A 21,143-nucleotide genomic window follows, 5' to 3' on the forward strand; every position below is an offset into this window, starting at 1 on the left:
CATGAGCAACGACACCCTCGAGAAGCCGCGGGCCGCATCCCCCGCCGGTCTCCGTCCTCCGACGCGCCGCATCCCCTGGCGATCGCTCGCGATCGTCGTGCCCTTCCTCGCCGTGTTCCTCGCGCTGACGATCGGAAGCCCCGCCTTCTTCTCGGTGCAGAACATCGGCAACGTCCTCGACCGCCAGTCGGGCATCCTCATCGTGGCGGCGGCGGCGACGCTCGTCCTGATCGCGGGCGGCATCGATCTGTCGATCGGTGCGACCTACATGTTCACCGCGGTCATCTGCGGCACGATCATCGTGCGCGTGGGCGGGGAGACCGGAGCGGCGCTCGGCATCATCGCGGGCATCCTCGCCGGACTCATCGTCGGCCTGCTGAACGGCGTCATCAGCACGTACCTCAAGATCAATCCGCTGATCGCCACGCTCGCGATGAGCTTCATCATCCTGGGCGCGACGAAGCTCGTGTCGCAGTTCGGCAAGGAGGGCATCGGCCAGATCCGCGTCGACGTGCCCGAGTTCCGCTGGCTCGCGCTCACGAAGCCGCTCGGCGTCTCGCTGCCGACCTGGATCGCCCTCATCGTCATCGTGATCCTCGGCGTCGTGCTGTGGCGCACCACCTTCGGCCGCTACGTGTACGCGGCGGGCGGCAACGCCGAGGCGGCGCGGCTCGCGGGGATCCGGGTCAACGTGGTGCGGATCACGACCTTCGCGCTCGCCGGCACCGCCGCCGGGCTCGCGGGCGTGATCGACCTCGCGCGCACGCCCTCAGCGCCCGAGAACGACGCGATCGCGACGACGCTGACCTTCACGGTGCTCGCGGGAATCGTCGTCGGCGGGACCTCGATCATGGGCGGCGAGGGCGCCGTCTGGCGCACCGTGCTCGGCATCCTGTTCATCGCGATGCTCTACAACGGCTTCACGCTGCTGCGCATCGACCCGCTGTTCCAGGGAATCGCGCTCGGCGTCATCATCCTGGTGGCTGTCGGGTTCGACGCCTGGTCGAAGGTCCGACGGACCTGAGGCGTCCGCTCCTGTGGTGAGGGGCGACGGATGGCGGCCGGGGTGCTCACGCACCCCGGCCGCTTCGGTGTGCGGGCGCGCGCTGCTCGCCCCACTCCGCACGAGCGGCAGCAGAGGGGGAGGCACCGCGCCCGCCGTCGGCGGTGCAGTGCTGCCTAGTGCTGGTGCCCGTCGTCCTCCGAGAGGTACATGTACGGGTTCGCGATGGGCTCGTCCTCGAGCAGAGCGGGGTTCATCCACTCCTTCCAGGCGTCCTCGCCGAGCTCGCCGCGCACGTACTCGACCGAGGCCGCGACTCGGTCCGCGACCGGCTTCAGGGGCAGGCCGATGCGCTGACCGTCGTACTTGACGACCTTGCCGTTGACGACGACGGTGTGCACGTCGGCGGTGCCGGCCTGGTACACGACGTGCGCGTACGGGTTGAGGATGGGCGTCATCGCGGGCGACTCGTCGTTCTTGAGCAGCACGAGGTCGGCCTTCTTGCCCACCGTGATCGAGCCGATCTTGTCGGCCATGCCGAGCGTGTGCGCGCCGCCCATGGTGGCCTGCCACACGGCGTCCTCCGCCTTCATGCGGTTGACGTTGACGGTGTCGCCCTTGCTCTGCGCCTCGAGGTGGTCGCGCGAGCGGAACGACGACAGGGTCGCCCGCATTGCCGAGAAGAAGTCGGCGCTCCACCACACGCTCGTGTCCATCGACAGCGACGCGGTGATGCCGTACTTCTTGGCGACCCACGCCGAGGGGTAGCCCTGGCCGGCGCTCTGCTCGCTCTCGGTGGCGATCGAGATCGTCCCGCCCGTGGCGGCGATCTTGTGGTAGCTGTCCGGCCCGAGCGACGAGGCGTGCACGTACGTGACCGTGTCGGTCATGAAGCCGTTGTCGTACATGTACTCGATGTTGGGATCGCCGTTGACGCCCCAGACGCCCGCGTGGGTGGTGACGCGCAGGCCCAGCTCGCGCGCCGCCTCGAAGGCCGCCTTCTCGTGGAAGTCGGGGCCCGAGTTGACGTCGAAGGCCACCTGCAGGCCCATCATGTCGTCGGCCCTGAAGTTCTTGACCCACTGCTGGAAGCCGGGCTCGTTCATCCACTCCCACGGGGCCCCGAGGTAGTTGCCGTACGCGAGCACGAATCGACCGGGGATGCTCCGCAGAGCCTCCACGGCCGCGTCGGCGTAGTCGGGCGTGCGCAGGGCGTGCGACCAGTCGACGGTCGTCGTGACGCCCTGGTCGACCGACTCGAGCGCGCTGAGCTGGTTGCCCGCGGCGATGTCCTCCGCGCGGAAGACGTGGCCCCACGTGAGGTAGTAGAAGACGAAGTACTGGCTGAGGGCCCAGTCGCCGCCGTAGCCGCGGAGGGCGGTCTGCCACATGTGGCGGTGGGTGTCGATCATGCCGGGCATGATGATGCCGCCCTTGGCGTCGATCTCGAGCGTGCCAGCCGGCACCTCGAGGTTGTGCCCGACTCCCGCGATCGTGTCGTCGGTGACGAGCACATCGGCGTTCTCGAGAACGCCGGCGGAGTCGACCGTGATCACCGTGGCATTCCGGAAGACGACGGGTCGTCCGGGAACGAAGTCCTCCGCGCGGGGCGCGACGGCATCGGTCATGAGTTCCTCCTCGTTGAGCAATTCACTATTGGTGTACGACTATGTACAGCCTCAATGAAATACTAAGTCTATTCGTCCGCATAAATCGAGTGCTCGGGCCGAATCTCCAGGGAGGATCCGCGGATGTCCGTCGACGAGCGCGATTGGGGGCGACGGGTCTCCGTCATGGCGGTCATCGCCGCGACGGGCGTCGCCGTCATCTACATCCCGCAGCCCATCCAGACCCTCGTCGGCGCCGAGTTCGGCGTCGAGGGATCGGCGACCGCGGCGGCGGCCATCGCGATCCAGGCCGGCTACGCGCTCGGCGTCGTGCTGCTCGTCTCCCTCGGCGACCGCTACTCGGCTCGACGACAGGTGACGACGCAGCTCGTCGCGACGGCGATCGCCCTCGCCGGAGCCGCGCTCGCCTCGAGCTTCGCCCTCTACGTGGCCCTGTGCTTCGTCGCGGGGGCGACGGCGACGATCGGCCAGATCCTGGTCTCCGCCGCGCTGCGCCTGGCCCCGCCCGCGGTGCGCGCGCGCACGACCGCCGTGCTCCTGGGCTCGTTCATCGTCGGCCTGTTCGTCGTCCGCACCGCGCTCGGCGCCGTGGCCGACGCGATCGGGTGGCGCGGTGCGCTCGTCGCGTGCGCGGTCTTCGTGCTCGCGCTCGTCCCGCTCAGTCTGCGCTTCTCGCCGCGCGATGCCCCGGCGGAACCGCCCGCCTACGGGCGCATCCTCGCCTCCATCCCCCGCGTCGCGGCCCGGTCGGCGACGCTGCGCATCATGACGGGCATCCACGTGCTCGTCTTCGCGGCGTTCATCGCTCTCTGGTCGATGACGACCGTCCATGCCGTCGGGGAGCTCGGGCTCTCGGTCTCCCAGGCGGCGCTCCTGGGTCTTGCCGGTCTCGCCGGCGGCGTCGCCACGATCGCCGCCGCATCCGTGCACGCGATCGTCGGGCAGCGCCTCTCGCTCGCGACGTGCGTCGGGGCCGCCCTCGTGGGGGTCGTGCTCGTCACGATCGCGCCGGGCTCGCTGCCGGTGCTGGTCGTCGGCCTCTTCCTGGTCTCGCTGGGCATGAACAGCGAGCAGGTCTCCACGCAGGCGATCGCGCTCGCCTCGGTCGACCCGAGCGAGAACGGTCGAGCGAACACCGTGTTCATGGGGGCGACGTTCTTCGCGGGGGCGATCGCGACGGCGGTCGCCGCCCAGCTCGTCGCGATCGGCGGCTACGTCGCGGTCGGGATCCTCGCGCTCGTCCTCGTCCTGACAGCAGCATCCCTCGCCGTCGTTGCCGATCGGCGAGGGATGCTGGGCGGGCGACCGGCTGGCCGGGCGCCGGGCGGTGCGAGCGCCTAGGTGAGGCGCCAGCCGCGGTCGACGTAGAGGCTCGTGCCCGAGATCCCCTTGTTGTCGAGCAGGAACATCGTGGCGCCGACGATGTCGGCCATCGTGGCGAGCTTGCCGCCGGGCGTGCGCGACTCGTAGCCCTCGAGCACCGCGCTCGGCTTGTCCGCCCAGAAGGGGCTGTCACCGATGATGCCCGGGTGCAGGCCGTTGACGCGCATGGGGGCGAGCTCGAGCGCCATCGAGTGCGTGAGGCCCTCGACGCCGCCGTTGATGGTCGCGACCGTGGTCGAGCCCGGGTACGGGGCGTCCTTCGCGCGGCCGCCGAAGAGCACGATGCCGGTGTCGTTGGTCGCCGGCAGGCGGTCGAGAAGCGCGTGAACGGTCTCGGTGTAGCCGACGAGCTTGAGGGTCACGAGGCGGCGTGCGCGAGCGATGTCGTACTCGCGCACGCTGTTGGCGTCGCGCTCGATCGCGGCGAGGACGAGGCCGTGGACCTCCTCGATCGGCTTGAGGCTCTCGGCGATCGCCTCGGGCTCCGAGATGTCGACGGCGAGGCCGCTCGCGCCTTCGCCGAGCGAGGCGGCGATCGACTCCGAGCGCTCCTTGTCGCGCCCGGTCAGGATCACGCGATCGCCGCGGTCGACGACCTCCTTCGCGATCTCGAGTCCGATGCCGGACGTCCCGCCGACGACGAGGATGGTTCTCTGGGTCACTGCTCCTCCTTGAGCTGTTCGGCACCGAGCTTGTCGGTGAGGTAGGTCCAGTCCCGCGCGAAGCGGTAGGCGTGGCGCGGAGGCATCTGGGGCGACTGGGTCTCGAGCCAGCGCACCGGCTCGCCCACGGCCGTGAACGAGTGCACGCAGCCGACTCCGGCCCAGGCGATGTCGCCCGGCTTCATGCGCACCTCGTGGCCGTCGAAGGTCGCGTCGACCTCGCCGTCCATGATCAGGTACGCCTCCTCGAGCGGGTGATCGTGGGGCCCGGCGACGCCGTCGGGCTCGTACTGCACCATGAACATGGTGTGGAGCACCGAGCCGAGGTCGCTGTCGACCATCATCTTGAGCGAGATGCCGCTGTAGACCAGCAGCGCGGTGCGCATGCTCGCCGACTGCGCGAGGAGCTCCTGCGACTGGCGTCCCGGGTTCATCTGCTCGGTCGTGATGGCGCCGAACGAGCGCGTGCGCGGGTCGCGCGCGTCGACCTTCACGGGCGTGCCGGGCTCGACGTCGGCGACGCGGTACGTGTCGGAGCCGTGCTCGATGCGCGGGGGCGGCGAGAGGATGTCGCTCCACACCGCGGCGGTGTCGCCGACCGAGAGCCAGGAGTGCGGGACGCCGAGCGGGATGACCCCGTAGTCGCCGGCGACGAGGTGCACGGTCGCCTCGGGGGTCACGAGGATGACCTCGCCCTCCACGAGGTGGAACGACTCCTCGAACGAGTGGATGTGCGTGGGAACGGCACCGCCGGGCTCGAGCCGCGACATCCCGAAGTCGGTGTGCACGGCGCCGTCCGCGTAGCCGACGGCGCACCAGCGGGTGTACCCGTGGGAGTCGGGGGCCAGGGGGCCCGGGTCGCGGTAATCGGCTTCCTCCGACGTGCGGACGACGTATCGCGTGGTCATCTTCGACTCCTTCGGGACGTGCTCGTGGTGCGGTTTTCGTTCACCGACGGTGAACACAAGTCAATGCGATCGCATGCAGTCTGTCAAGCGCCCAGGGCGCCGATGAGGAGGTCCACGTTCGCCGGCGACGGGTTCAGCTCCCCGCGCTCCACGCGCTCGGCGATGCGCAGCACGGCCTCGTTGACGGGCGCCCGTCCCCCGAGCCGAGCGCGCTGCTCGACGATGTAGCCGCTGAACGCGTCGAGCTCGGCGCGGCGCCCCTTCTCCCAGTCCTGCAGCACCGCGACCCGGGTGGTCGGGCGCGAGAAGCTCTCGAGGATCGTGTCGAGCAGGTCGAGCGCGTACTGGTCGGAGTCGGGCACCTGGTCGGCGGTCTTGCCGAGGGTCGGGAGCATGGTGATGCCGAGGTCGATGGCGAGGGCGTACGCCTCTCGCGACATCGCGTCCATGACCGGGCGCACCCCGGGCATCCGCGCCGCCTCGAGCAGCGGGACGCCGAGGATGGCCGACGGCAGCATCTCCGGGATGTTGGCGATGAGCTTCATCCACTTGGCCGAGCGGATGTCGTCGGCGATCTCCACGTGCGCGGCGTGGGAGAGCACGGCGGCGACCTGCTCGAGCCGCTCGGTGCGCTCGCCCGACATGGTGCCCACCGAGAACCAGGTGTCGGCGGGGGCGAACTCGCGCACCACGACCCCCGGCTCGTACATGTTCGCCGCGATGCCGAGAACGCAGCCGATCGAGCGCTCGGCGCCGAGGATCTCGGCGACGGCGTCGATCGTCATGCCGTTCTGCAGGCCGACGAAGACGGAGGTCTCGTGCATGAGCGGGCGGATGAGCTCGGCCGTCCAGCGAGTGTCGTAGGTCTTGACCGACGAGAGCACGATGTCGAAGGGCTCGCGCAGCTCGGCGACCTGGCAGACGTGGAAGGGCTGCACGGGCGTGACCTGGGTCTCGTCGGGCAGGTGCACGGTCAGACCGTGCTCGCGCATGGCCTCCACGTGCGCCGGCCACTGCTCGATGAAGGTGACGTCGAGCCCGGCGCGGATGAGGTCGGCGCCGACGGAGGCACCGTTCGCACCCGTCCCGACCACGGCGATGCGCAGGCCGCTGAGATCCATGATTCTCCCTCGAACATGTTCACCACTGTTGAACATTTTCGAGCGTAGCGCGACACGGCCCGCCCGTCGAGGGGAGGGCTTGCCGTGATCGGCGCAGCGCGGCTCAGCGCAGCGAGCGCCTCCGGGCGACCTCGTAGAGCGTGACGCTCGCCGCGATGCCCGCGTTGAGCGACTCGGTCGCCGCCGTGATCGGGATCGACACGATCGCGTCGCAGGTCTCGGTCACCAGCCGCGAGAGCCCCTTGCCCTCGCTGCCCACGACGATGACGATCGGCTGATCGGCGAGCTCGAGCTCGGGCAGCGACACGTCGCCGTCGCCGTCGAGCCCGAGGATGAACAGGCCTTCGCTCTTGAGCTGCTTGAGCGTCTGGGTCAGGTTCGGGGCCATCGCGACGGGCGTGCGCGCCGCGGCGCCCGCCGAGGTCTTCCACGCCGCGGCCGTCACGCCGACCGACCGACGCTGGGGCACGATGACGCCGTGCCCGCCGAACGCGGCCGTCGAGCGGATGATCGCACCGAGGTTGCGCGGGTCGGTCACGCCGTCGAGCGCGATGATGAGCGGCGCCTGGCCGCGCTTGCTCGCGGCCTCGACGAGGTCGAGCGGGTGCGCGTACTGGTACGCGGGCACCGAGAGCGCGATGCCCTGGTGCACCGAGTCGGGGCCGGTGAGCCGATCGAGCTCGGGCCGCATGATCTCGAGGACGGGAATGCCCCGCTTGGTCGCGAGGCCCAGCGCCTCCTTGACGCGGTCGTCCATCTCGACGCGCGCCGCGAGGTAGAGCGTCGAGGCGGGGATCTTCGCCCGCAGCGCCTCGAGCACCGAGTTGCGGCCGCTGAGGATCTCGGCGTCGCCCGACTTCTTCGCCGACCGCGGGCCGCCGCTCGTCGAGGTCGCGCCGGAGGGCTTGCCGCCGGCAGCCCTGCCGCCGCCCGCGCCACCGCGGCCGGTGCGCGAGCGCGCCGCCTCGAGGCGATCCTGCGCGGCCTTCCGCTTGCCGGCGACGTGCCAGGAGCGGTCCTCCGCCTTCGGGGTCGGCCCGCGACCCTCGAGGGCCTGCCGGCCCTGACCGCCCGAACCGACGGTCGGGCCCTTCTTCTTCTTGCTCGCTCCGGGGCGTGCGGGCTTAGCCATCGATACTCCAGTCGGTTCCCGTGGGGGTGTCTTCCACCACGATGCCGGCCGCCGCGAGGTCGTCGCGGATGCGGTCGGCAGTGCTCCAGTCTCGCGCATCGCGCGCGGAACGGCGTTCGACGATGAGGCGATCGACGAGGGATGCCAGGGCCCGGTGCGTCGCATCGGCTCCGCTGCGGGCATCCGCCGCCTCGAAATCGAGCCCGAGCACGTCGATCATGGCGAGCACCGCGGCCCGCGCCGCGCCTGCCGCCGCGACGTCGTCGGCGTCGAGCGCGGCGTTGCCCGAGCGCACGGTCTCGTGCAGAGACGCGAGCGCCGACGGGGTGGAGAGGTCGTCGTCCATGGCCGCGCCGAAGGCCTCGGGCACCTCGGCCGGCAGCTCGGCGAACCGCGTGCCGTCGACGCGCTTCGCGGCGCGGGCGAGGAAGGTCTCGATGCGATCGAGCGCGGACTCCGCCTCGGCGAGCGAGCCCTCCGTGTAGTCGATCGTCGAGCGGTAGTGGGCCGACCCGAGCCAGTACCGCACGACCGCGGGCCGCGCCGACGCGAGCAGGTCGGCGGCGAAGACGGAGTTGCCGAGCGACTTCGACATCTTCTGGCCGCCGACGGTGACGAGACCGTTGTGCACCCAGTGGCGCGCGAACCCGTCGCCGGCGGCGCGCGACTGCGCGAGCTCGTTCTCGTGGTGCGGGAACCGCAGGTCGAGCCCGCCGCCGTGGATGTCGAACGCGTGCCCGAGGTAGCGCTGCGCCATCGCCGAGCACTCGATGTGCCAGCCGGGGCGGCCCGGGCCCCACGGCGATGCCCAGTGCGCGCTCGCCGGCTCCTCGGCCTTCGCACCCTTCCAGAGGGCGAAGTCGCGCGGGTCGCGCTTGGCGCGCGCGGGCGCGTCGCCGGCCTCCTCCATGTCGTCGGGCGACTGGCGGGTGAGCTCGCCGTAGGCGGGCCAGCTGCGCACGTCGAAGTAGACGTCGCCCGAGCCATCAGCGGAGGCGTAGGCGTGCCCGCGCTCGATGAGCGCCTTGATGATCGCGTGCATGCGATCGATGGATGCCGTGGCGCGCGGCTCGTAGGTCGGCGGCAGGATACCGATGGCGCGGTACGCGGCCGCGAACTCGAGCTCGACGCGGTACGCGACCGCGTACCAGGGCTCGGCCGCCGAGGCGTTGGCGAGGATCTTGTCGTCGATGTCGGTGACGTTGCGGATGAACGTGACGGCGTAGCCGCGGTGCGCGAGCCAGCGCCGCCACAGGTCGTAGACGAGGGCGCTGCGCACGTGGCCGATGTGCGGGGCCGACTGCACGGTGGGGCCGCACACGTACATGCCGACGCGGCCGGGCTCGAGCGGTTCGAAGTCGACGACCGCCTGCTGCAGGCTGTCGTACAGGCGCACACTCACGCGGGCCAGCCTATCGGCGGGTGTCGGCGGCGGGAGGGTCGGCGCTCGCGGCGAGCAGCGCGGTCGCGACGGCCGTGACGCCTTCGCCGCGGCCGGTGAAGCCGAGCCCGTCGCTCGTCGTGGCGGCGACGCTCACGGGTGCGCCGACGACACGGGAGAGGTGCGCCTCGACCTCGTGGCGGCGCGGCGCGAAGCGCGGGCGGCGCGCGACGATCTGCACCGCGACGTTGACGACGGCGAAGCCGGCCGCGCGCACGAGCTCGAGCGAAGCGGTGAGGAACACCTCGCCGCGCGCGTCGGCGAAGCGCGGGTCGTCGACGCCGAAGCGGGAGCCGATGTCGCCGAGCCCGGCCGCCGACAGCAGTGCATCGCACACGGCGTGGCTGATGGCGTCGCCGTCGCTGTGACCGGCGAGGCCCGGCTCGTCCGGCCAGTGCAGCCCGCCCAGCCACAGCGGAGCGCTCTCATCGTAGGCGTGCACGTCGATGCCGATGCCGGTGCGCAGCGCGGGGCGCTCGGCACCGAGCAGCTGCTCGGCCCGCCGGAGGTCCCACGGCGTCGTGATCTTGAAGCCGCGCGCATCGCCCTCGACGACGACGACGGGATGCCCGGCGGCGCGATGCACGCCCGTGTCGTCGGTGTGGTCCGCAGCCGCCTGCGCGAGCGCCTCCCGGTAGAGCGCGAGCGGGAAGCCCTGCGGCGTCTGCACGATCGCGAGATCGGAGCGGTCGACGGGCTCGACGACCCGGTCGTCGACGTCGCGGCGCGCGATCGTGTCGACGACAGGGAGCACCGGCACGACGCCCACGCCGTCGGCGCGGACGCGCGCGACGACGCGCTCGAAGACCGCGGCGGGCTGGAGGGCGCGCGCTGCGTCGTGGATCAGGACCTCGCGCGTGCCCTCGGGCAGGGCAGCGAGCCCGGCGCCGACCGACTGCTGCCGGGTCGCCCCGCCCGTGACCACGCTCACGCTCGCGACGGCCGGGCCGGCCACGCGCGACGCGATCGCGACGGCCTCGTCGCGGTGCGAGGCGGGAGCGACGACGACGATCGTGGCGGGCTCGGCGAGCGCGAACGCCGCTTCGAGCGCGTGCTCGAGGAGCGTGCGCCCGCCGACCGCGACGAACGCCTTCGGCTGCGGATGCCCGAGTCGGGTTCCGCTGCCCGCGGCGACGATGACGATGCCGACCGCGGGAGCCGCGGACGGATCAGCGGGCGTCACGGGTCAGGACGCGAGGACCTCGTCGAGGACGCTCGAGGCCTTCTCCTCGTCGGTCTTCTCGGCGAGGGCGAGCTCGGAGATCAGGATCTGACGCGCCTTCGCGAGCATCCGCTTCTCGCCCGCGCTGAGGCCGCGGTCCTGATCGCGGCGCCAGAGGTCGCGGACGACCTCCGAGACCTTGATCACGTCGCCCGACGCGAGCTTCTCGAGGTTCGCCTTGTAGCGACGCGACCAGTTGGTCGGCTCCTCCGTGAAGGGGGCGCGCAGGACCTCGAAGACCTTGTCGAGGCCCTCCTGCCCGATCACGTCGCGAACGCCGACGAGGTCGACGTTGTCAGCAGGAACCTCGATCGTGAGGTCGCCCTGGGTGACGTTGAGCTTGAGATAGAGCTTCTCTTCGCCTCGGATGGTTCGGTTCTTCACTTCGATGATCGTCGCGGCCCCGTGATGGGGGTAGACGACGGTCTCGCCGACCTGGAAAAGCATGGATGGTGGTCCTTCCGCAGAACCTTGATTCTACCACAGGCATTTCTCAGCATCCCCGGGTGGGTCGCGCCCCGACGTCGCCCCGTGCGCGCGGTAGAGAGTCCGCGACCTGGCTAGACTGGGGGAGGTCGCTCCTGGGCAGACGGAGGTTTCGCGCCGGCGACCGCCGACTCGACGGGCTCTGGAGGCTATTCGTGAAAAACCGCTGGGCGATGACGACTGCCCTTGCCGCGGCACTGATGGTGGGCACGAGCGGGTGCACCTTCGGCGCCGCGATCGCCACGAACATCCCCTACTCCCCCAGCGACGGCACCGGCACCGTGGTCGGCGACATCGCCGTCCGCAACGCCCTCCTCATCACCGACGACGGCGACCGGCTGAACCTCGTCGTCTCCCTGGTCAACCGGGGCGAGGCCGATCGGGCCGTCACCGTCCAGTGGGAGGGCGCGAGCGGTCGCGAGAGCGAGCGAATCCTCGTCGACGGCAACGACACCGCGCAGCTCGGTGGCCCCGACGAGCCCCAGATCATCATCGAGGGCGTCGACGTCACGCCCGGCTCGCTCTACCCGGTCTTCTTCCAGTACGGCGACGAGCCCGGCAGCGAGCTCCAGGTTCCCGTCCTCGACGGCACCCTGCCGGAGTACGAGCTCTACGTGCCCGAACCCGCCACCGGGCCCCAGCCGGGCGACTGAGCGCGGCCGGCGCGCGCGGCCCGATCGATGGGGCTGCCCCTGCCGGGCATCCGCCGCCCGCTACGCCTCGAAGCGGTAGCCGAGCCCTCGAACCGTCAGCAGCAGCTGCGGGTTCGAGGGGTCGGCCTCGATCTTCGAGCGGATCCGCTTGACGTGCACGTCGAGCGTCTTGGTGTCGCCGAAGTAGTCGGCGCCCCACACGCGGTCGATGAGCTGCCCGCGCGTGAGCACGCGGCCGGCGTTGCGCAGCAGCAGCTCGAGCAGCTCGAACTCCTTGAGCGGCATGGCGACCTCGCGCCCGTTGACGCTCACCTGGTGGCGGTCGACGTCGACGCGGACGCCCCCGGCCTCCAGGACGCCGTCGTCGATGTCGTCCTCGTCGACCCGGCGGCGCAGAACGGCCCGGATGCGCGCGAGGAGCTCGCGCGTCGAGTACGGCTTCGTCACGTAGTCGTCGGCGCCGAGCTCGAGCCCCACGACGATGTCGACCTCGCTGTCCTTCGCCGTCAGCATGATGATCGGCACGCTCGACCGCTGGCGGATCTCGCGGCACACCTCGGTGCCCGGAAGTCCCGGGAGCATGAGGTCGAGCAGGATCAGGTCGGCGCCCGCCCGCTCGAACTCGGCGAGGGCCGCGGGGCCGTCCTCCGCGACCGCCGTCTCGTACCCCTCGCGGCCGAGGAGGTAGGCGAGGGGCTCGCTGAGCGAGGGCTCGTCGTCGACGATGAGGATTCGGGTCATGAGCGTGCTTTCGACGGGAGGGACGTGGTCGGGGAGTCCGCGGTCGCCCGCGGCAGGAGGAGCGTGAAGGTCGAGCCGTGGCCGGGCTGCGACCAGACCCGCACGTCGCCGCCGTGGTTCTGCACGACGTGCTTGACGATGCTGAGGCCGAGGCCCGTGCCGCCCGTCGCGCGGGCCCGCGCCTGGTCGACGCGGAAGAAGCGCTCGAAGACGCGGTCGAGATCCTCCTCGGGGATCCCGATGCCCTGATCGGTGACGGCGATCTCGACGATGTCGTCGTGCGCGGTCACGCCGATGCCGACGCGCGACGGCGAGGGCGAGTACTGCACCGCGTTGATGATGAGGTTGTGGACGGCGGTCACGAGCATCCCCTCGTCGCCCCACACGCGCTCGCCGCTCGCGGCGCCGGAGACGAGCGAGATCCGGTTCGACTCGGCGGCGACGCGGTTCTGGTCGATCGCGGCCTGGATGACGCGGTCGACCTCGACCACCTCGGGATCGGCGAGGGCGTCGGCCGCCTGCAGCCGGCTGAGCTCGATGATCTCCTGCGTCATGTGCGCGAGCCGCTTGGACTCCTTGCTCATGCGCTTGGCGAAGCGCCGCACCTGCTCGGGGTCGTCGGAGGCCTGCTCGAGCGCCTCGGCGAGCAGGCTGATCGCCCCGATCGGCGTCTTGAGCTCGTGGCTGATGTTGGCGACGAAGTCGCGGCGCACCGCCTCGAGGCGCACCGACTCGGTGCGGTCCTCCGCGAGCAGCAGCACGAAGCGCGTGCCGAGCCGCGCCACGCGCACCGTGAGGTGGATGCTCGCATCGCTGAGCGGGCCGCGCGCGATGTCGACGTCCTCGGTCAGCGGATCGCCCGAGCGCCGCACGCGGTCGACGAGCTCGATGAGCGGGGCGTGCACGAGCGAGCGCTGCCACACGAGGCCGAGGGTCAGCGCCCCCGGGCTCGCGTTGACGACGTTGTTGCTCGGGTCGAGCACGACGCCGGCCGACTCGAGCACCTCGAGCACGTGGCCGACGCCGTCGGGCACCGCGGTCGACACCACTTCGGCCGCGACACGACCGCGCCGGGCTGCGGCGACGACCGTGGCGACGGCGCCTCCCCCGATGATCGCGCCCAGAAGCAGCGCGAGGGGCACCAGCAGTGCCGAGTCCATGAGGACTAGATTAGACACCAGTCACCGCCCCGGATCGCCGGGGAGGGGGGCCCGGGCACCGGAGACCCAGAGTTCATCCTCGGGTCACTTCCCGTTCACCGGCGGTGGCCAGTGTGGGCCGCGACTGTGCGCCCCGAGAGACAGAGCTAGGACGTGACCTGATGCGCGAAGTTTTCCAGCAGGAGCTGCGAGAGGTGCAGGAGCGCCTGGTCGAGATCTCGACCCTCGTCGCCATCTCGATCGAGAACGCCACGCGCGCCTTCACCGAGTCGAACGTCTCGCTCGCCGAGACCGTCATCGCCGACGACGACAAGATCGATGTGGCCGCCGCCGAGCTCGACGAGCTCGCGATCAACATCCTCGCCCGTCAGCAGCCGGTCGCCCGCGACCTGCGCATCGTCGTGAGCGCGCTGCGCATCAGCGCCTCGCTCGAGCGCATGGGCGACATGGCCGAGCACATCGCCCAGCTCGCCCGCTACCGCTTCCCCGAGAAGGTCGTGCCGAAGAGCCTGCGCCCGACCTTCGCCGAGATGGGCCAGATCGACGTGCAGATGGCGCGCATGCTCGTCGAGCTGCTCAGCACGGAGGACGTCACGATCGCCGAGGCGATCCGCAACGAGGACGACAAGGTCGACGCCCTCCACCTCAGCGTCTTCGACAAGGTGCTCGGCGAGACCTGGAAGGGCCAGGCCGTCGACACGGTGGACGCGACCCTCGCCTCGCGGTACCACGAGCGCTTCGCCGACCACGCCGTGTCGATCGCGAAGAAGGTCCAGTACCTCGCGACCGGCGACTGGGTGCCCCAGGGCGCCTGACTCTCACGACGGGCGGCGGCGCCGTGCAGGCGGCGTCGCCTGCGACTCCTGAGCTAGTCTCAGCGGATGCCCCGCCTCCCGCTCCTCGTGCCGGTCTCGCTCGCCGCCGTCGCGGGCGTGCTCGCGGGATGCGCGCCCGCGCTCAGCGAGGGCGAGAGCCGAGCGCTCACCCTCGCTGAGCGCGTCGCCATCGGCATGGCCGACGACGTCACGCGCAGCCGCGTGGTCGTGGGCCTGCCGATCGAGCAGCTCGCCGCCGAGATGCTCACGGACCCGCGGCTGCCCGACGACCCCGGCGTGCGACCCGATTCCTTCACCATCGACGTGCTCGACTGGGGCGGCATCACGTCGTGGACGGACCCCGGCTTCATCGATCTGCGCATCCGAGCCGACGTGGACGCCGGCCAGGGCGAGGCCAGCGGGTTCATCCCGGCGCAGACGTTCCCGGCCGGCGAGGCGACGGCCTGCTTCCGCGTGCTGATCCCCGTGGCCGGTGACGACCTGAGCGCCGGCGTCTCGCGCGAGGAGTGCGTGGCCGGCGCAGTGGCCCGCGCTCCCGCGGGAGCGGAGACATTCGCACTGCCGCCCGAAGCGCGTGAGCGCGTGAGCGCGCTGCTGCTGAGCGACGCGCCGCTGAGCGAGGCGTGGACGCTCTTCGACGCGCCCGTCACGGTCGACGCGCGCGTGATCGAGGGGCGACGCGTGATCGCGGCACGGGGCAGCGACGTCGAGGACTGCATCGTGCTCGCGCTCGTCGACGGAGTGGTGACGGAGATTCCGCTCACGCGCGAGCAGCGGATGCCCGGCGAGATCGGCTGCGTCGCCGACGCCGTCCGGCTTCTCGACTGAGGCCCTCCCCCTCGGGCGAACCACAACGCCTCTCAGCTCGGGGAGCGGAACATCGCCGCGAAGCGGTCGAGCGACGACTGCAGCGCGTCGTCGTAGCCGAGCTCGGCGAGCTCGTAGAACGCGCGACGGCCCGCCGCAACGGCAGCGCCGCCGCGCGCCGCTCCCTCGAGCCACGCGACGACCGCCGGTTCGACCTCGGCCGGCTCGCGCACGGCGTTCACGAGGCCCACCTCGCGCGCCCGCTCGGCCGTGAACGGCTCGCCGCAGCCGATGTTCTCCATCGCGAAGCGCGCCCCGATGCGGTGCACGATCGGAACCTGCGCGATCATCGGCCAGACGCCGACGCTCACCTCGACTGTGCCCAGACGCGCGGTCGGGGTCGAGACGGCGTAGTCGCAGACGGCGACGATCGAGGCTCCCGACGCCACGGCATCCCCGTTCACCGCGGCGGCGATCGGGGTGCGGAGGGTCGGGAAGACGCGGAGCAGGCTCACGAGGGCCGACGCGAAGGCGACCGGGTCGGCGCCCGCGCGGATCGCGCCGACGTCGAGGCCGCCGCAGAAGCTCCCGCCCGCGCCGGTGAGGAGGATGCCCGTGACCTCCGGGTCGGCGTCGGCGTCGAGGATGCTCCGCTCGAGCCCGGCCATGACGGCCGGGTCGAGCAGGTTCGGGCCAGAGCCGCTGATCTCGATGCGAGCGATGCGCGTCATGGTGGGGCCTCTCTGCACTAGCGGACGGTGACTGACGGTTCCCGCTGCTACAGCAGCGGGAACTGATCCACGACGCGGACGCGGTCGGGGTCGCCGTCGGGCGCGAGGTCGAGCACCGCGACGGCGCGGAGCTCGAGGCGCTCGCCGCGCTCGATGCGGCCCGCGCGGTCATCCGACTCGGCGGCGACGGCCACGAACGGCCGGTAGCGGCGCCCCACCGTGGACGGGTCGACGACGCGGACCCCGAGATCTCTGAGGTCGACGACGAGCGCGAGGTGGGCATCCGCCAGATCGCCGTCGTCGACGACGAGCGTCGCCTCGACCTCGTCGGCGCCCACGAGCTCATCGTCACCGCCGCGCGCGACGAAGACGCCGTGGCTCGAGTACGCGGCCTCGACGGCCGACACGACCTGGTCGAGGTCGGCCTCGGTCGATGCGGCGCCGAGCAGGCTCACGTGCAGAGGCACCTCGTCGGGCTCGAACTCGGCCTCGAGCGCGACGTCGTCGAGGAAGGCGACGACTGCGAAGCGCAGCATGGGCGCGGGGCGCTCTCGGCTACTTCTTGCCCTGGCTCGCGACCGCGGCGGCGCCCGCGGCGGCCGCCTCCGGGTCGAGGTACTCGGCCGGCTTGACCGGCATGAAGTCGTCGCCGAGCTCGTACACGAGCGGGATGCCCGTGGGGATGTTGAGGCCGGCGATGTCGTCGTCGCTGATGCCGTCGAGGTGCTTCACGAGCGCGCGCAGCGAGTTGCCATGAGCCACGACGAGGACGGTCTCGCCGGTCGCGAGGTCCTTCGTGATGTCGCTCTCCCAGTAGGGCAGCATGCGGTCGATGACGAGCTTGAGGCTCTCGGTGCGCGGCACCTCGCCGTCGATGCCGACGTAGCGGGGGTCGTGGACCTGGCTGTACTCGGCGTCGTCGGCGAGCGGCGGCGGCGGGGTGTCGAAGCTGCGGCGCCAGGTCATGAAGAGCTCCTCGCCGTGCTTCTCGAGGGTCTCCGCCTTGTTGAGGCCCTGCAACGCGCCGTAGTGGCGCTCGTTGAGGCGCCAGCTGCGCTTGACCGGCAGCCAGTCGAGGTCGGCGGCGTCGAGCGCGATGTTCGCGGTCTGGATCGCCCGCTTGAGGAGGCTCGTGTAGAGCATGCGCGGCGCGAGGCCCGACTCGGCGATGAGCTCGCCGGCCCGGTGCGCCTCGGCGCGGCCCTGCTCGGTGAGCTCGACATCCACCCAGCCGGTGAAGATGTTCTTCTCGTTCCAGACGGAGTGGCCGTGGCGGAGCAGGATGAGCGTGTGCGACATGGGATCCAGCCTAGCCAGCGCCGGGCATCCGCGAGAATGACGGCATGACGGCGACGCGGGGGGCGAGGGGCCGCATCACGCGCGGCACGACGGGCGTCAACCGCCTGCGCCGGATGGACCGCTGGATCGCCGCCCACCCCGCCCTGCGGCACGCGGCCGACCCGCTCGTCGTCGACCTCGGCTACGGCGCCTCGCACCGGACCCCGCTCGAGCTTCTCGAACGCCTGCGCGCCGTGCGGGCCGACGTGCGGGTCGTCGGCATCGAGATCGACCCGGCGCGCGTCGCCGCCGCCGCGCCGTTCGCGCGCGACGGCCTGGCGTTCGCGGTCGGCGGCTTCGAGGTGCCTCTCGCGGGGGATGCCCGGCCGGCCGTGATCCGCGCCGCGAACGTGCTGCGGCAGTACGACGAGGCCGAGGTCGCCGAGGCCTGGGCGACGATGCTCGCGCGGCTGCAGCCCGGCGGACTGCTGCTCGAGGGCACGTGCAACGAGGTCGGCCGGGTCGGGAGCTGGGTCGGGCTGCGCGCCGCGGGGGCGCTCGGGGTCGAGGCAACCGGGCCTGAGACCTTCACGATCGCGCTGCACCTCGACTCGCTCGCCGAGGCCGGCGGGCCGTCGGTCGTCGCCGAGCGGCTGCCGAAGGCGCTGATCCACCGCAACGTGCCGGGCGAGCGCGTGCACGAGCTGCTGCGGGCGCTCGACGCGCAGTGGGCGCGGCACGCTCCGCTCGCGACCTTCTCGGCGCGGCAGCGCTGGGTCGCCGCGGTGCAGGGGCTGCGCGATGCCGGCTGGCCCGTGCGCGACGGGGTGACGCGCTGGCGGCTCGGCGAGCTGACGCTGCCGTGGGCTGCGGTCGCGCCGCGCGACGGCGCACTCGCGCTCGAGGCGTAGGCGCGGCGTCCGCTAGATCGGCGGGAGCGCCTGCCGCGCCTGCTCGGGCGTGAGCCCGACGGTCACGAGCACGTCGAACACGAGCGAGCGCAGCAGCACGACGATGACCTGGTCGGGCACGGTGACGGCACCCGGCACGAGCTCGGGGGCGAGCTCGCCCGCCATCGCGAGCCCGAGCAGTCGCGCGCGATCGCGCTCGGCCGGGTCGTCCACCGAGCCGCCGAGCGCCCGCACGATCACGGCCGACTCGTCGAGCAGACCCGCGAGCCCCGGGCGCTCGACGCCGTCGCGCACGAGGATGTCGACGCGGCGCGCGATCGAGCGCACGTGGCGGGTGACGAGGTCGGCGGCGGCCAGCTGGGCCGACTCGGCCGCGAGCCGTGCGCGCCCGCGACGCAACCACGGCGAGTACGCGGCGACGGCGCGGGCCGAGTCGAGGGTCTGCGTCCACTCGTCGATGAGGGGCTGCGTGCGGCGGCTGCGCGCGAGCGCGAGGTCGGCGGCGGGCTCGTCGCCGCGCCGCAGCGCGTCGGCGAGGCCCGTGAGCGACTGGTCGAGCACCGAGAAGAGCGCGCGCGACTCCCCGCGCGAGCGCAGCACGTCGAGTCGCGGGATCAGCGCGGTGATCGCGAGCGCCACGACCGCCCCGACGAGGCCGTCGAGCACGCGCGCGAAGACTCCGCCCTCGGGCGCCGGCAGCACCGCCACGAGCATCGACTGCACGCCCGCGGCGATCGCGAACGCGGCCGAGGGCGACAGGGCTCGGGCGATCACGAGCGTCACCGCGAGGATCACCGCGATCTGCCACACCCCCTGGCCGAGCACGAGGACGAGCACCGCGGCCACGGCGATGCCCACGGAGATGCCGACGACGACCTCCGCGACCCGGCGCGGGCGGGCGTCGCGCGCGAGCCCGAGGGCGGCGATCGTCACCGTGACCGCCACGAGGGGCAGCTCGTGCCCGAGCCCGTAGGTCGCGACGGCGTAGGCGGTGACGGCCGCCACGACGATCTGCGCGATGGCCGGCAGCGAGCGCACGACGCGCTGGGCGGCCATGCGGGCATCCATGCGGCGACGGATGCTGCGCTCCAGCCGCGCCATCGCATCGCGGTTCTCAGCCATCGCCGCCTCCGCGGGCCGCGCGCGCCGACACGTTCACGGCTCGACGCTAGCGGCGGACGGCGCCGAGGCGCGGGATCCGCGGAACCCCCGCGGTCGCCCCCGCCTCGGGCGGCACGACGACCTCCTGGGCGGCGGCGATCTCGGCGGTCTCGCCCGTGGGGGCGCCGTCGGCGCCGGGCACCTCGGCGGTGACGACGAGCGGTGCGTCGACCGCGAGGGAGCGCTTGACGACGGCGAGCGCGATCGGCCCGAGGTCGTGGTGGCGGGCGGCGGCGGTCACGCGGCCGACCTCGGTTCCGGCGCTCCGCACGGGCGATCCGGGCGCGGGCAGCAGCGAGAGCGTGCCGTCGAGGTGGAGCATGACGAGGCGGCGCGGCGGGTGCCCGAGGTTGTGGACCTTCGCGACGGTCTCCTGCCCGCGGTAGCAGCCCTTCGACAGGTGCACGGCCGAGCGCAGCCAGTCGAGCTCGTGCGGGATCGACCGCTCGTCGAGGTCGGTCTGCCGCGGCCGCCACGCGGCGATGCGGAGCGCCTCGAGCGCGAGCGAGCCGGCGACGTGCGCGAGGCCGGCGCCGAGACCCGCGACGAGACCGGGGAGCGAGCCGCGCGGCACGAGCAGCTCGACCGCCGGGAACTCCGCCCCGGGGTGCGTCTCGACGCCCGCGTACTGCCAGCCGCCCGGCTGCACCGAGCCCCACGGGTCGTGCCACACGAGCGGCACGCCGTTCGGGGCGGCCGCCGACACCAGCAGCGACGAGCCAGACGGCTGCAGCTGCCCGACCGTCGCCCAGTCGGCCGACGCGTCGGCGACCTCGACGCGCATCATGAACCGCATGCGGTCGAGCCACGCGGCGAGCGGCGCGGCCTGCCCGCCGTCGACGAGCAGCCACGCGGTCGTGCCGTCGTCCATGAGGCGGATGCTGTGCTCGAGGTGCCCCTGGGGGTCGAGCAGCAGGGTCTCCGCGCTCGCTCCCGGCGCGAGCTGCCCGACGGCCTGCGAGGTGAGCGAGTCGAGCCAGCGGAGGCGGTCCTCGCCCGTGACGGTCACGACGCCGCGGTCGGAGAGGTCGACGATCGCGCGGCCCGCGGCGAGCATCCGCTGCTCGGAGACGGGGTCTCCGTAGTGCGCCGCGGTGATGACGGGCGCATCCGGCGAGCCGGCGACCGCGCCCGGCAGGGTCAGGAACGGGGACTCAGTCGACACGGGTCAGCGTCCCCGAGGCGTGGGTGCGGAGGTCGTTGCCGAGCGCGGCGATGTCCCACGCCCACAGCAGTCGGCCGTCGACGAGACCGTAGAGGCGCGTGGCCGCGGCGTACTCCTTCGCGCTCGCCGAGCGCATGACGGCGTCGGTCTGCAGGTCGATGCGCGGGCCGTTCACGGTGCCGAGGTAGAGCTCGCTCACGCCGCCGGGGTGGATGAGCGCGACCTCGATCTCGAAGTCGCCGCGCCTCGTGCGCAGTGTCTCGACGCTCTCGGCGGTCGGGTAGGGGCGATCACCGACACCGGGCAGGAGGCCGGGGCCCGGGTCGCCCGGCAGCGACGGACGATGCAGTCGCCAGTAGCCGGCCTCGGCGTTGAGGGGAGTGACCGCCTCGTCGAGGATCCACGTCGTCGACGAGTAGTTCAGGTACGGCAGCCCGTCGTGGCTGAAGCTGACGCGCTGGCCGAACTCGTGCTCGCGCGTCGTGCCGGCGTCGTCGTAGTGGACGACGCCCGTGCCCTCCCAGACCCCGATGAGCCACGAGAGGGGGGCGAGCTCGGCGGGCAGGCTCGTGTCGAGATTGAACACGACGCCGCCGACGTCAGCGCTGGCCGCGGTAGAGGTTGCGCAGCACCACGATGGACACGCCGCCGATCGCGAGCGACGCCAGAGCGAGCAGGCCGAGGAAGAAGATTTCGATCGCGAGCAGCATGCGC

Annotated in this window: 22 protein-coding genes; 6 read left to right on the plus strand and 16 right to left on the minus strand. The window is 72.2% G+C overall.

Annotation, left to right across the window (positions count from 1 at the left end; all coding sequences use genetic code 11):
* Position 1 precedes the first annotated feature (1 nt).
* The gene (locus ASC54_RS00845; protein ID WP_055858469.1) at positions 2-1,024 is read left to right on the plus strand and encodes an ABC transporter permease; all 1,023 of its coding nucleotides are present in this window, start codon (positions 2-4) and stop codon (positions 1,022-1,024) included.
* Positions 1,025-1,179: 155 nt separating this feature from the next.
* On the opposite strand, the gene ASC54_RS00850 is transcribed toward ASC54_RS00845, so the two are convergent.
* Positions 1,180-2,631: an amidohydrolase family protein gene (locus ASC54_RS00850; RefSeq protein WP_055896072.1), complete on the minus strand. Its 1,452-nt coding sequence runs from the start codon at positions 2,629-2,631 to the stop codon at positions 1,180-1,182.
* A gap of 123 nt (positions 2,632-2,754) precedes the next feature.
* Between ASC54_RS00850 and ASC54_RS00855 the strand changes: the two genes are divergently transcribed.
* Positions 2,755-3,972 carry an MFS transporter gene (locus tag ASC54_RS00855; protein WP_055896075.1) on the plus strand — a complete coding sequence of 406 codons (1,218 nt, stop codon included), beginning with the start codon at positions 2,755-2,757 and terminating at the stop codon, positions 3,970-3,972.
* Here ASC54_RS00855 and ASC54_RS00860 read toward each other — a convergent pair.
* The 7 genes from ASC54_RS00860 to ASC54_RS00890 all read right to left on the minus strand — a co-directional run bounded on the left by ASC54_RS00860 (position 3,969) and on the right by ASC54_RS00890 (position 10,947).
* Positions 3,969-4,676, minus strand: a complete 708-nt coding sequence (locus ASC54_RS00860) for an SDR family NAD(P)-dependent oxidoreductase (protein ID WP_055896077.1) — start codon at positions 4,674-4,676, stop codon at positions 3,969-3,971. The genes ASC54_RS00855 and ASC54_RS00860 overlap by 4 nt on opposite strands.
* Positions 4,673-5,584 (minus strand): cupin domain-containing protein, encoded by a 912-nt coding sequence (locus tag ASC54_RS00865; RefSeq protein ID WP_055858456.1) that lies wholly within the window; start codon positions 5,582-5,584, stop codon positions 4,673-4,675. Before ASC54_RS00865 ends, ASC54_RS00860 begins: the two co-directional genes overlap by 4 nt.
* Before the next feature lie 83 nt (positions 5,585-5,667).
* Positions 5,668-6,705, minus strand: a complete 1,038-nt coding sequence (locus tag ASC54_RS00870; RefSeq protein WP_055858453.1) for a ketopantoate reductase family protein — start codon at positions 6,703-6,705, stop codon at positions 5,668-5,670.
* 103 nt (positions 6,706-6,808) lie between these two features.
* Positions 6,809-7,837, minus strand: coding sequence for a 23S rRNA (guanosine(2251)-2'-O)-methyltransferase RlmB (gene rlmB / locus ASC54_RS00875; RefSeq protein ID WP_055896080.1), 1,029 nt, complete (start codon positions 7,835-7,837; stop codon positions 6,809-6,811).
* Positions 7,830-9,239: a cysteine--tRNA ligase gene (gene cysS / locus ASC54_RS00880; protein ID WP_055858448.1), complete on the minus strand. Its 1,410-nt coding sequence runs from the start codon at positions 9,237-9,239 to the stop codon at positions 7,830-7,832. The genes rlmB and cysS overlap by 8 nt, the downstream gene beginning before the upstream one ends.
* Positions 9,240-9,249: 10 nt before the next feature.
* A complete protein-coding gene (gene ispD, locus ASC54_RS00885; RefSeq protein ID WP_055896081.1) occupies positions 9,250-10,461 on the minus strand; it encodes a 2-C-methyl-D-erythritol 4-phosphate cytidylyltransferase in 1,212 nt (403 codons plus the stop codon).
* 3 nt (positions 10,462-10,464) lie between these two features.
* A complete protein-coding gene (locus tag ASC54_RS00890) occupies positions 10,465-10,947 on the minus strand; it encodes a CarD family transcriptional regulator (protein WP_055858442.1) in 483 nt (160 codons plus the stop codon).
* Between the two features lie 212 nt (positions 10,948-11,159).
* On the opposite strand from ASC54_RS00890, the gene ASC54_RS00895 reads away from it, so the two are divergent.
* Positions 11,160-11,639: a hypothetical protein gene (locus ASC54_RS00895; protein WP_156376687.1), complete on the plus strand. Its 480-nt coding sequence runs from the start codon at positions 11,160-11,162 to the stop codon at positions 11,637-11,639.
* 60 nt (positions 11,640-11,699) lie between these two features.
* Here the strand turns inward: ASC54_RS00895 and ASC54_RS00900 are convergent, their stop codons facing one another.
* Positions 11,700-12,380: a response regulator transcription factor gene (locus tag ASC54_RS00900; RefSeq protein WP_055896087.1), complete on the minus strand. Its 681-nt coding sequence runs from the start codon at positions 12,378-12,380 to the stop codon at positions 11,700-11,702.
* Positions 12,377-13,540 (minus strand): cell wall metabolism sensor histidine kinase WalK, encoded by a 1,164-nt coding sequence (locus tag ASC54_RS00905; RefSeq protein WP_055858430.1) that lies wholly within the window; start codon positions 13,538-13,540, stop codon positions 12,377-12,379. Before ASC54_RS00905 ends, ASC54_RS00900 begins: the two co-directional genes overlap by 4 nt.
* 161 nt (positions 13,541-13,701) lie before the next feature.
* Between ASC54_RS00905 and phoU the strand changes: the two genes are divergently transcribed.
* Entirely contained in the window at positions 13,702-14,355 is a 654-nt protein-coding gene (phoU, locus tag ASC54_RS00910; RefSeq protein ID WP_055858427.1) for a phosphate signaling complex protein PhoU, read from the plus strand.
* Positions 14,356-14,421: 66 nt separating this feature from the next.
* Positions 14,422-15,204, plus strand: a complete 783-nt coding sequence (locus ASC54_RS00915; RefSeq protein WP_055896089.1) for a hypothetical protein — start codon at positions 14,422-14,424, stop codon at positions 15,202-15,204.
* Positions 15,205-15,236: 32 nt separating this feature from the next.
* On the opposite strand, the gene ASC54_RS00920 is transcribed toward ASC54_RS00915, so the two are convergent.
* From ASC54_RS00920 to ASC54_RS00930, 3 genes are read right to left on the minus strand one after another with little or no spacing between them, the layout of a single operon-like run.
* Entirely contained in the window at positions 15,237-15,914 is a 678-nt protein-coding gene (locus ASC54_RS00920) for an enoyl-CoA hydratase/isomerase family protein (protein ID WP_055858424.1), read from the minus strand.
* A gap of 47 nt (positions 15,915-15,961) precedes the next feature.
* Entirely contained in the window at positions 15,962-16,450 is a 489-nt protein-coding gene (locus ASC54_RS00925) for a hypothetical protein (protein WP_055858422.1), read from the minus strand.
* A 19-nt stretch (positions 16,451-16,469) separates the two neighbouring features.
* Positions 16,470-17,213 carry a phosphoglyceromutase gene (locus ASC54_RS00930; RefSeq protein ID WP_055896091.1) on the minus strand — a complete coding sequence of 248 codons (744 nt, stop codon included), beginning with the start codon at positions 17,211-17,213 and terminating at the stop codon, positions 16,470-16,472.
* A gap of 44 nt (positions 17,214-17,257) precedes the next feature.
* Between ASC54_RS00930 and ASC54_RS00935 the strand changes: the two genes are divergently transcribed.
* A complete protein-coding gene (locus tag ASC54_RS00935) occupies positions 17,258-18,103 on the plus strand; it encodes a hypothetical protein (RefSeq protein WP_055896093.1) in 846 nt (281 codons plus the stop codon).
* A 12-nt stretch (positions 18,104-18,115) separates the two neighbouring features.
* On the opposite strand, the gene ASC54_RS00940 is transcribed toward ASC54_RS00935, so the two are convergent.
* Genes ASC54_RS00940 through ASC54_RS00950 form a run of 3 tightly spaced genes read right to left on the minus strand, consistent with a single transcriptional unit; the run spans position 18,116 to position 21,015 of the window.
* Positions 18,116-19,225 carry an aromatic acid exporter family protein gene (locus tag ASC54_RS00940; protein WP_055858414.1) on the minus strand — a complete coding sequence of 370 codons (1,110 nt, stop codon included), beginning with the start codon at positions 19,223-19,225 and terminating at the stop codon, positions 18,116-18,118.
* Positions 19,226-19,271: 46 nt separating this feature from the next.
* Positions 19,272-20,429 carry a folate-binding protein YgfZ gene (locus ASC54_RS00945; protein ID WP_055896096.1) on the minus strand — a complete coding sequence of 386 codons (1,158 nt, stop codon included), beginning with the start codon at positions 20,427-20,429 and terminating at the stop codon, positions 19,272-19,274.
* Positions 20,419-21,015: an FABP family protein gene (locus tag ASC54_RS00950; protein ID WP_055896100.1), complete on the minus strand. Its 597-nt coding sequence runs from the start codon at positions 21,013-21,015 to the stop codon at positions 20,419-20,421. The genes ASC54_RS00945 and ASC54_RS00950 overlap by 11 nt, the downstream gene beginning before the upstream one ends.
* Positions 21,016-21,143: the final 128 nt, after the last annotated feature.

The sequence above is a fragment of the Yonghaparkia sp. Root332 genome, assembly GCF_001425665.1.
In the GTDB taxonomy this organism is placed as follows: domain Bacteria; phylum Actinomycetota; class Actinomycetes; order Actinomycetales; family Microbacteriaceae; genus Microcella.

Excerpts from the sequence above, each read along its gene's own strand:
- ASC54_RS00845 (WP_055858469.1), top strand. The coding sequence starts at position 2 with ATGAGCAACGACACCCTCGAGAAGCCGCGGGCCGCATCCCCCGCCGGT.
- ASC54_RS00850 (WP_055896072.1), bottom strand. The coding sequence starts at position 2,631 with ATGACCGATGCCGTCGCGCCCCGCGCGGAGGACTTCGTTCCCGGACGA.
- ASC54_RS00855 (WP_055896075.1), top strand. The coding sequence starts at position 2,755 with ATGTCCGTCGACGAGCGCGATTGGGGGCGACGGGTCTCCGTCATGGCG.
- ASC54_RS00865 (WP_055858456.1), bottom strand. The coding sequence starts at position 5,584 with ATGACCACGCGATACGTCGTCCGCACGTCGGAGGAAGCCGATTACCGC.
- ASC54_RS00870 (WP_055858453.1), bottom strand. The coding sequence starts at position 6,705 with ATGGATCTCAGCGGCCTGCGCATCGCCGTGGTCGGGACGGGTGCGAAC.
- rlmB (WP_055896080.1), bottom strand. The coding sequence starts at position 7,837 with ATGGCTAAGCCCGCACGCCCCGGAGCGAGCAAGAAGAAGAAGGGCCCG.
- ASC54_RS00890 (WP_055858442.1), bottom strand. The coding sequence starts at position 10,947 with ATGCTTTTCCAGGTCGGCGAGACCGTCGTCTACCCCCATCACGGGGCC.
- ASC54_RS00895 (WP_156376687.1), top strand. The coding sequence starts at position 11,160 with ATGACGACTGCCCTTGCCGCGGCACTGATGGTGGGCACGAGCGGGTGC.
- ASC54_RS00900 (WP_055896087.1), bottom strand. The coding sequence starts at position 12,380 with ATGACCCGAATCCTCATCGTCGACGACGAGCCCTCGCTCAGCGAGCCC.
- ASC54_RS00905 (WP_055858430.1), bottom strand. The coding sequence starts at position 13,540 with ATGGACTCGGCACTGCTGGTGCCCCTCGCGCTGCTTCTGGGCGCGATC.
- phoU (WP_055858427.1), top strand. The coding sequence starts at position 13,702 with ATGCGCGAAGTTTTCCAGCAGGAGCTGCGAGAGGTGCAGGAGCGCCTG.
- ASC54_RS00915 (WP_055896089.1), top strand. The coding sequence starts at position 14,422 with ATGCCCCGCCTCCCGCTCCTCGTGCCGGTCTCGCTCGCCGCCGTCGCG.
- ASC54_RS00920 (WP_055858424.1), bottom strand. The coding sequence starts at position 15,914 with ATGACGCGCATCGCTCGCATCGAGATCAGCGGCTCTGGCCCGAACCTG.
- ASC54_RS00925 (WP_055858422.1), bottom strand. The coding sequence starts at position 16,450 with ATGCTGCGCTTCGCAGTCGTCGCCTTCCTCGACGACGTCGCGCTCGAG.
- ASC54_RS00930 (WP_055896091.1), bottom strand. The coding sequence starts at position 17,213 with ATGTCGCACACGCTCATCCTGCTCCGCCACGGCCACTCCGTCTGGAAC.
- ASC54_RS00935 (WP_055896093.1), top strand. The coding sequence starts at position 17,258 with ATGACGGCGACGCGGGGGGCGAGGGGCCGCATCACGCGCGGCACGACG.
- ASC54_RS00940 (WP_055858414.1), bottom strand. The coding sequence starts at position 19,225 with ATGGCTGAGAACCGCGATGCGATGGCGCGGCTGGAGCGCAGCATCCGT.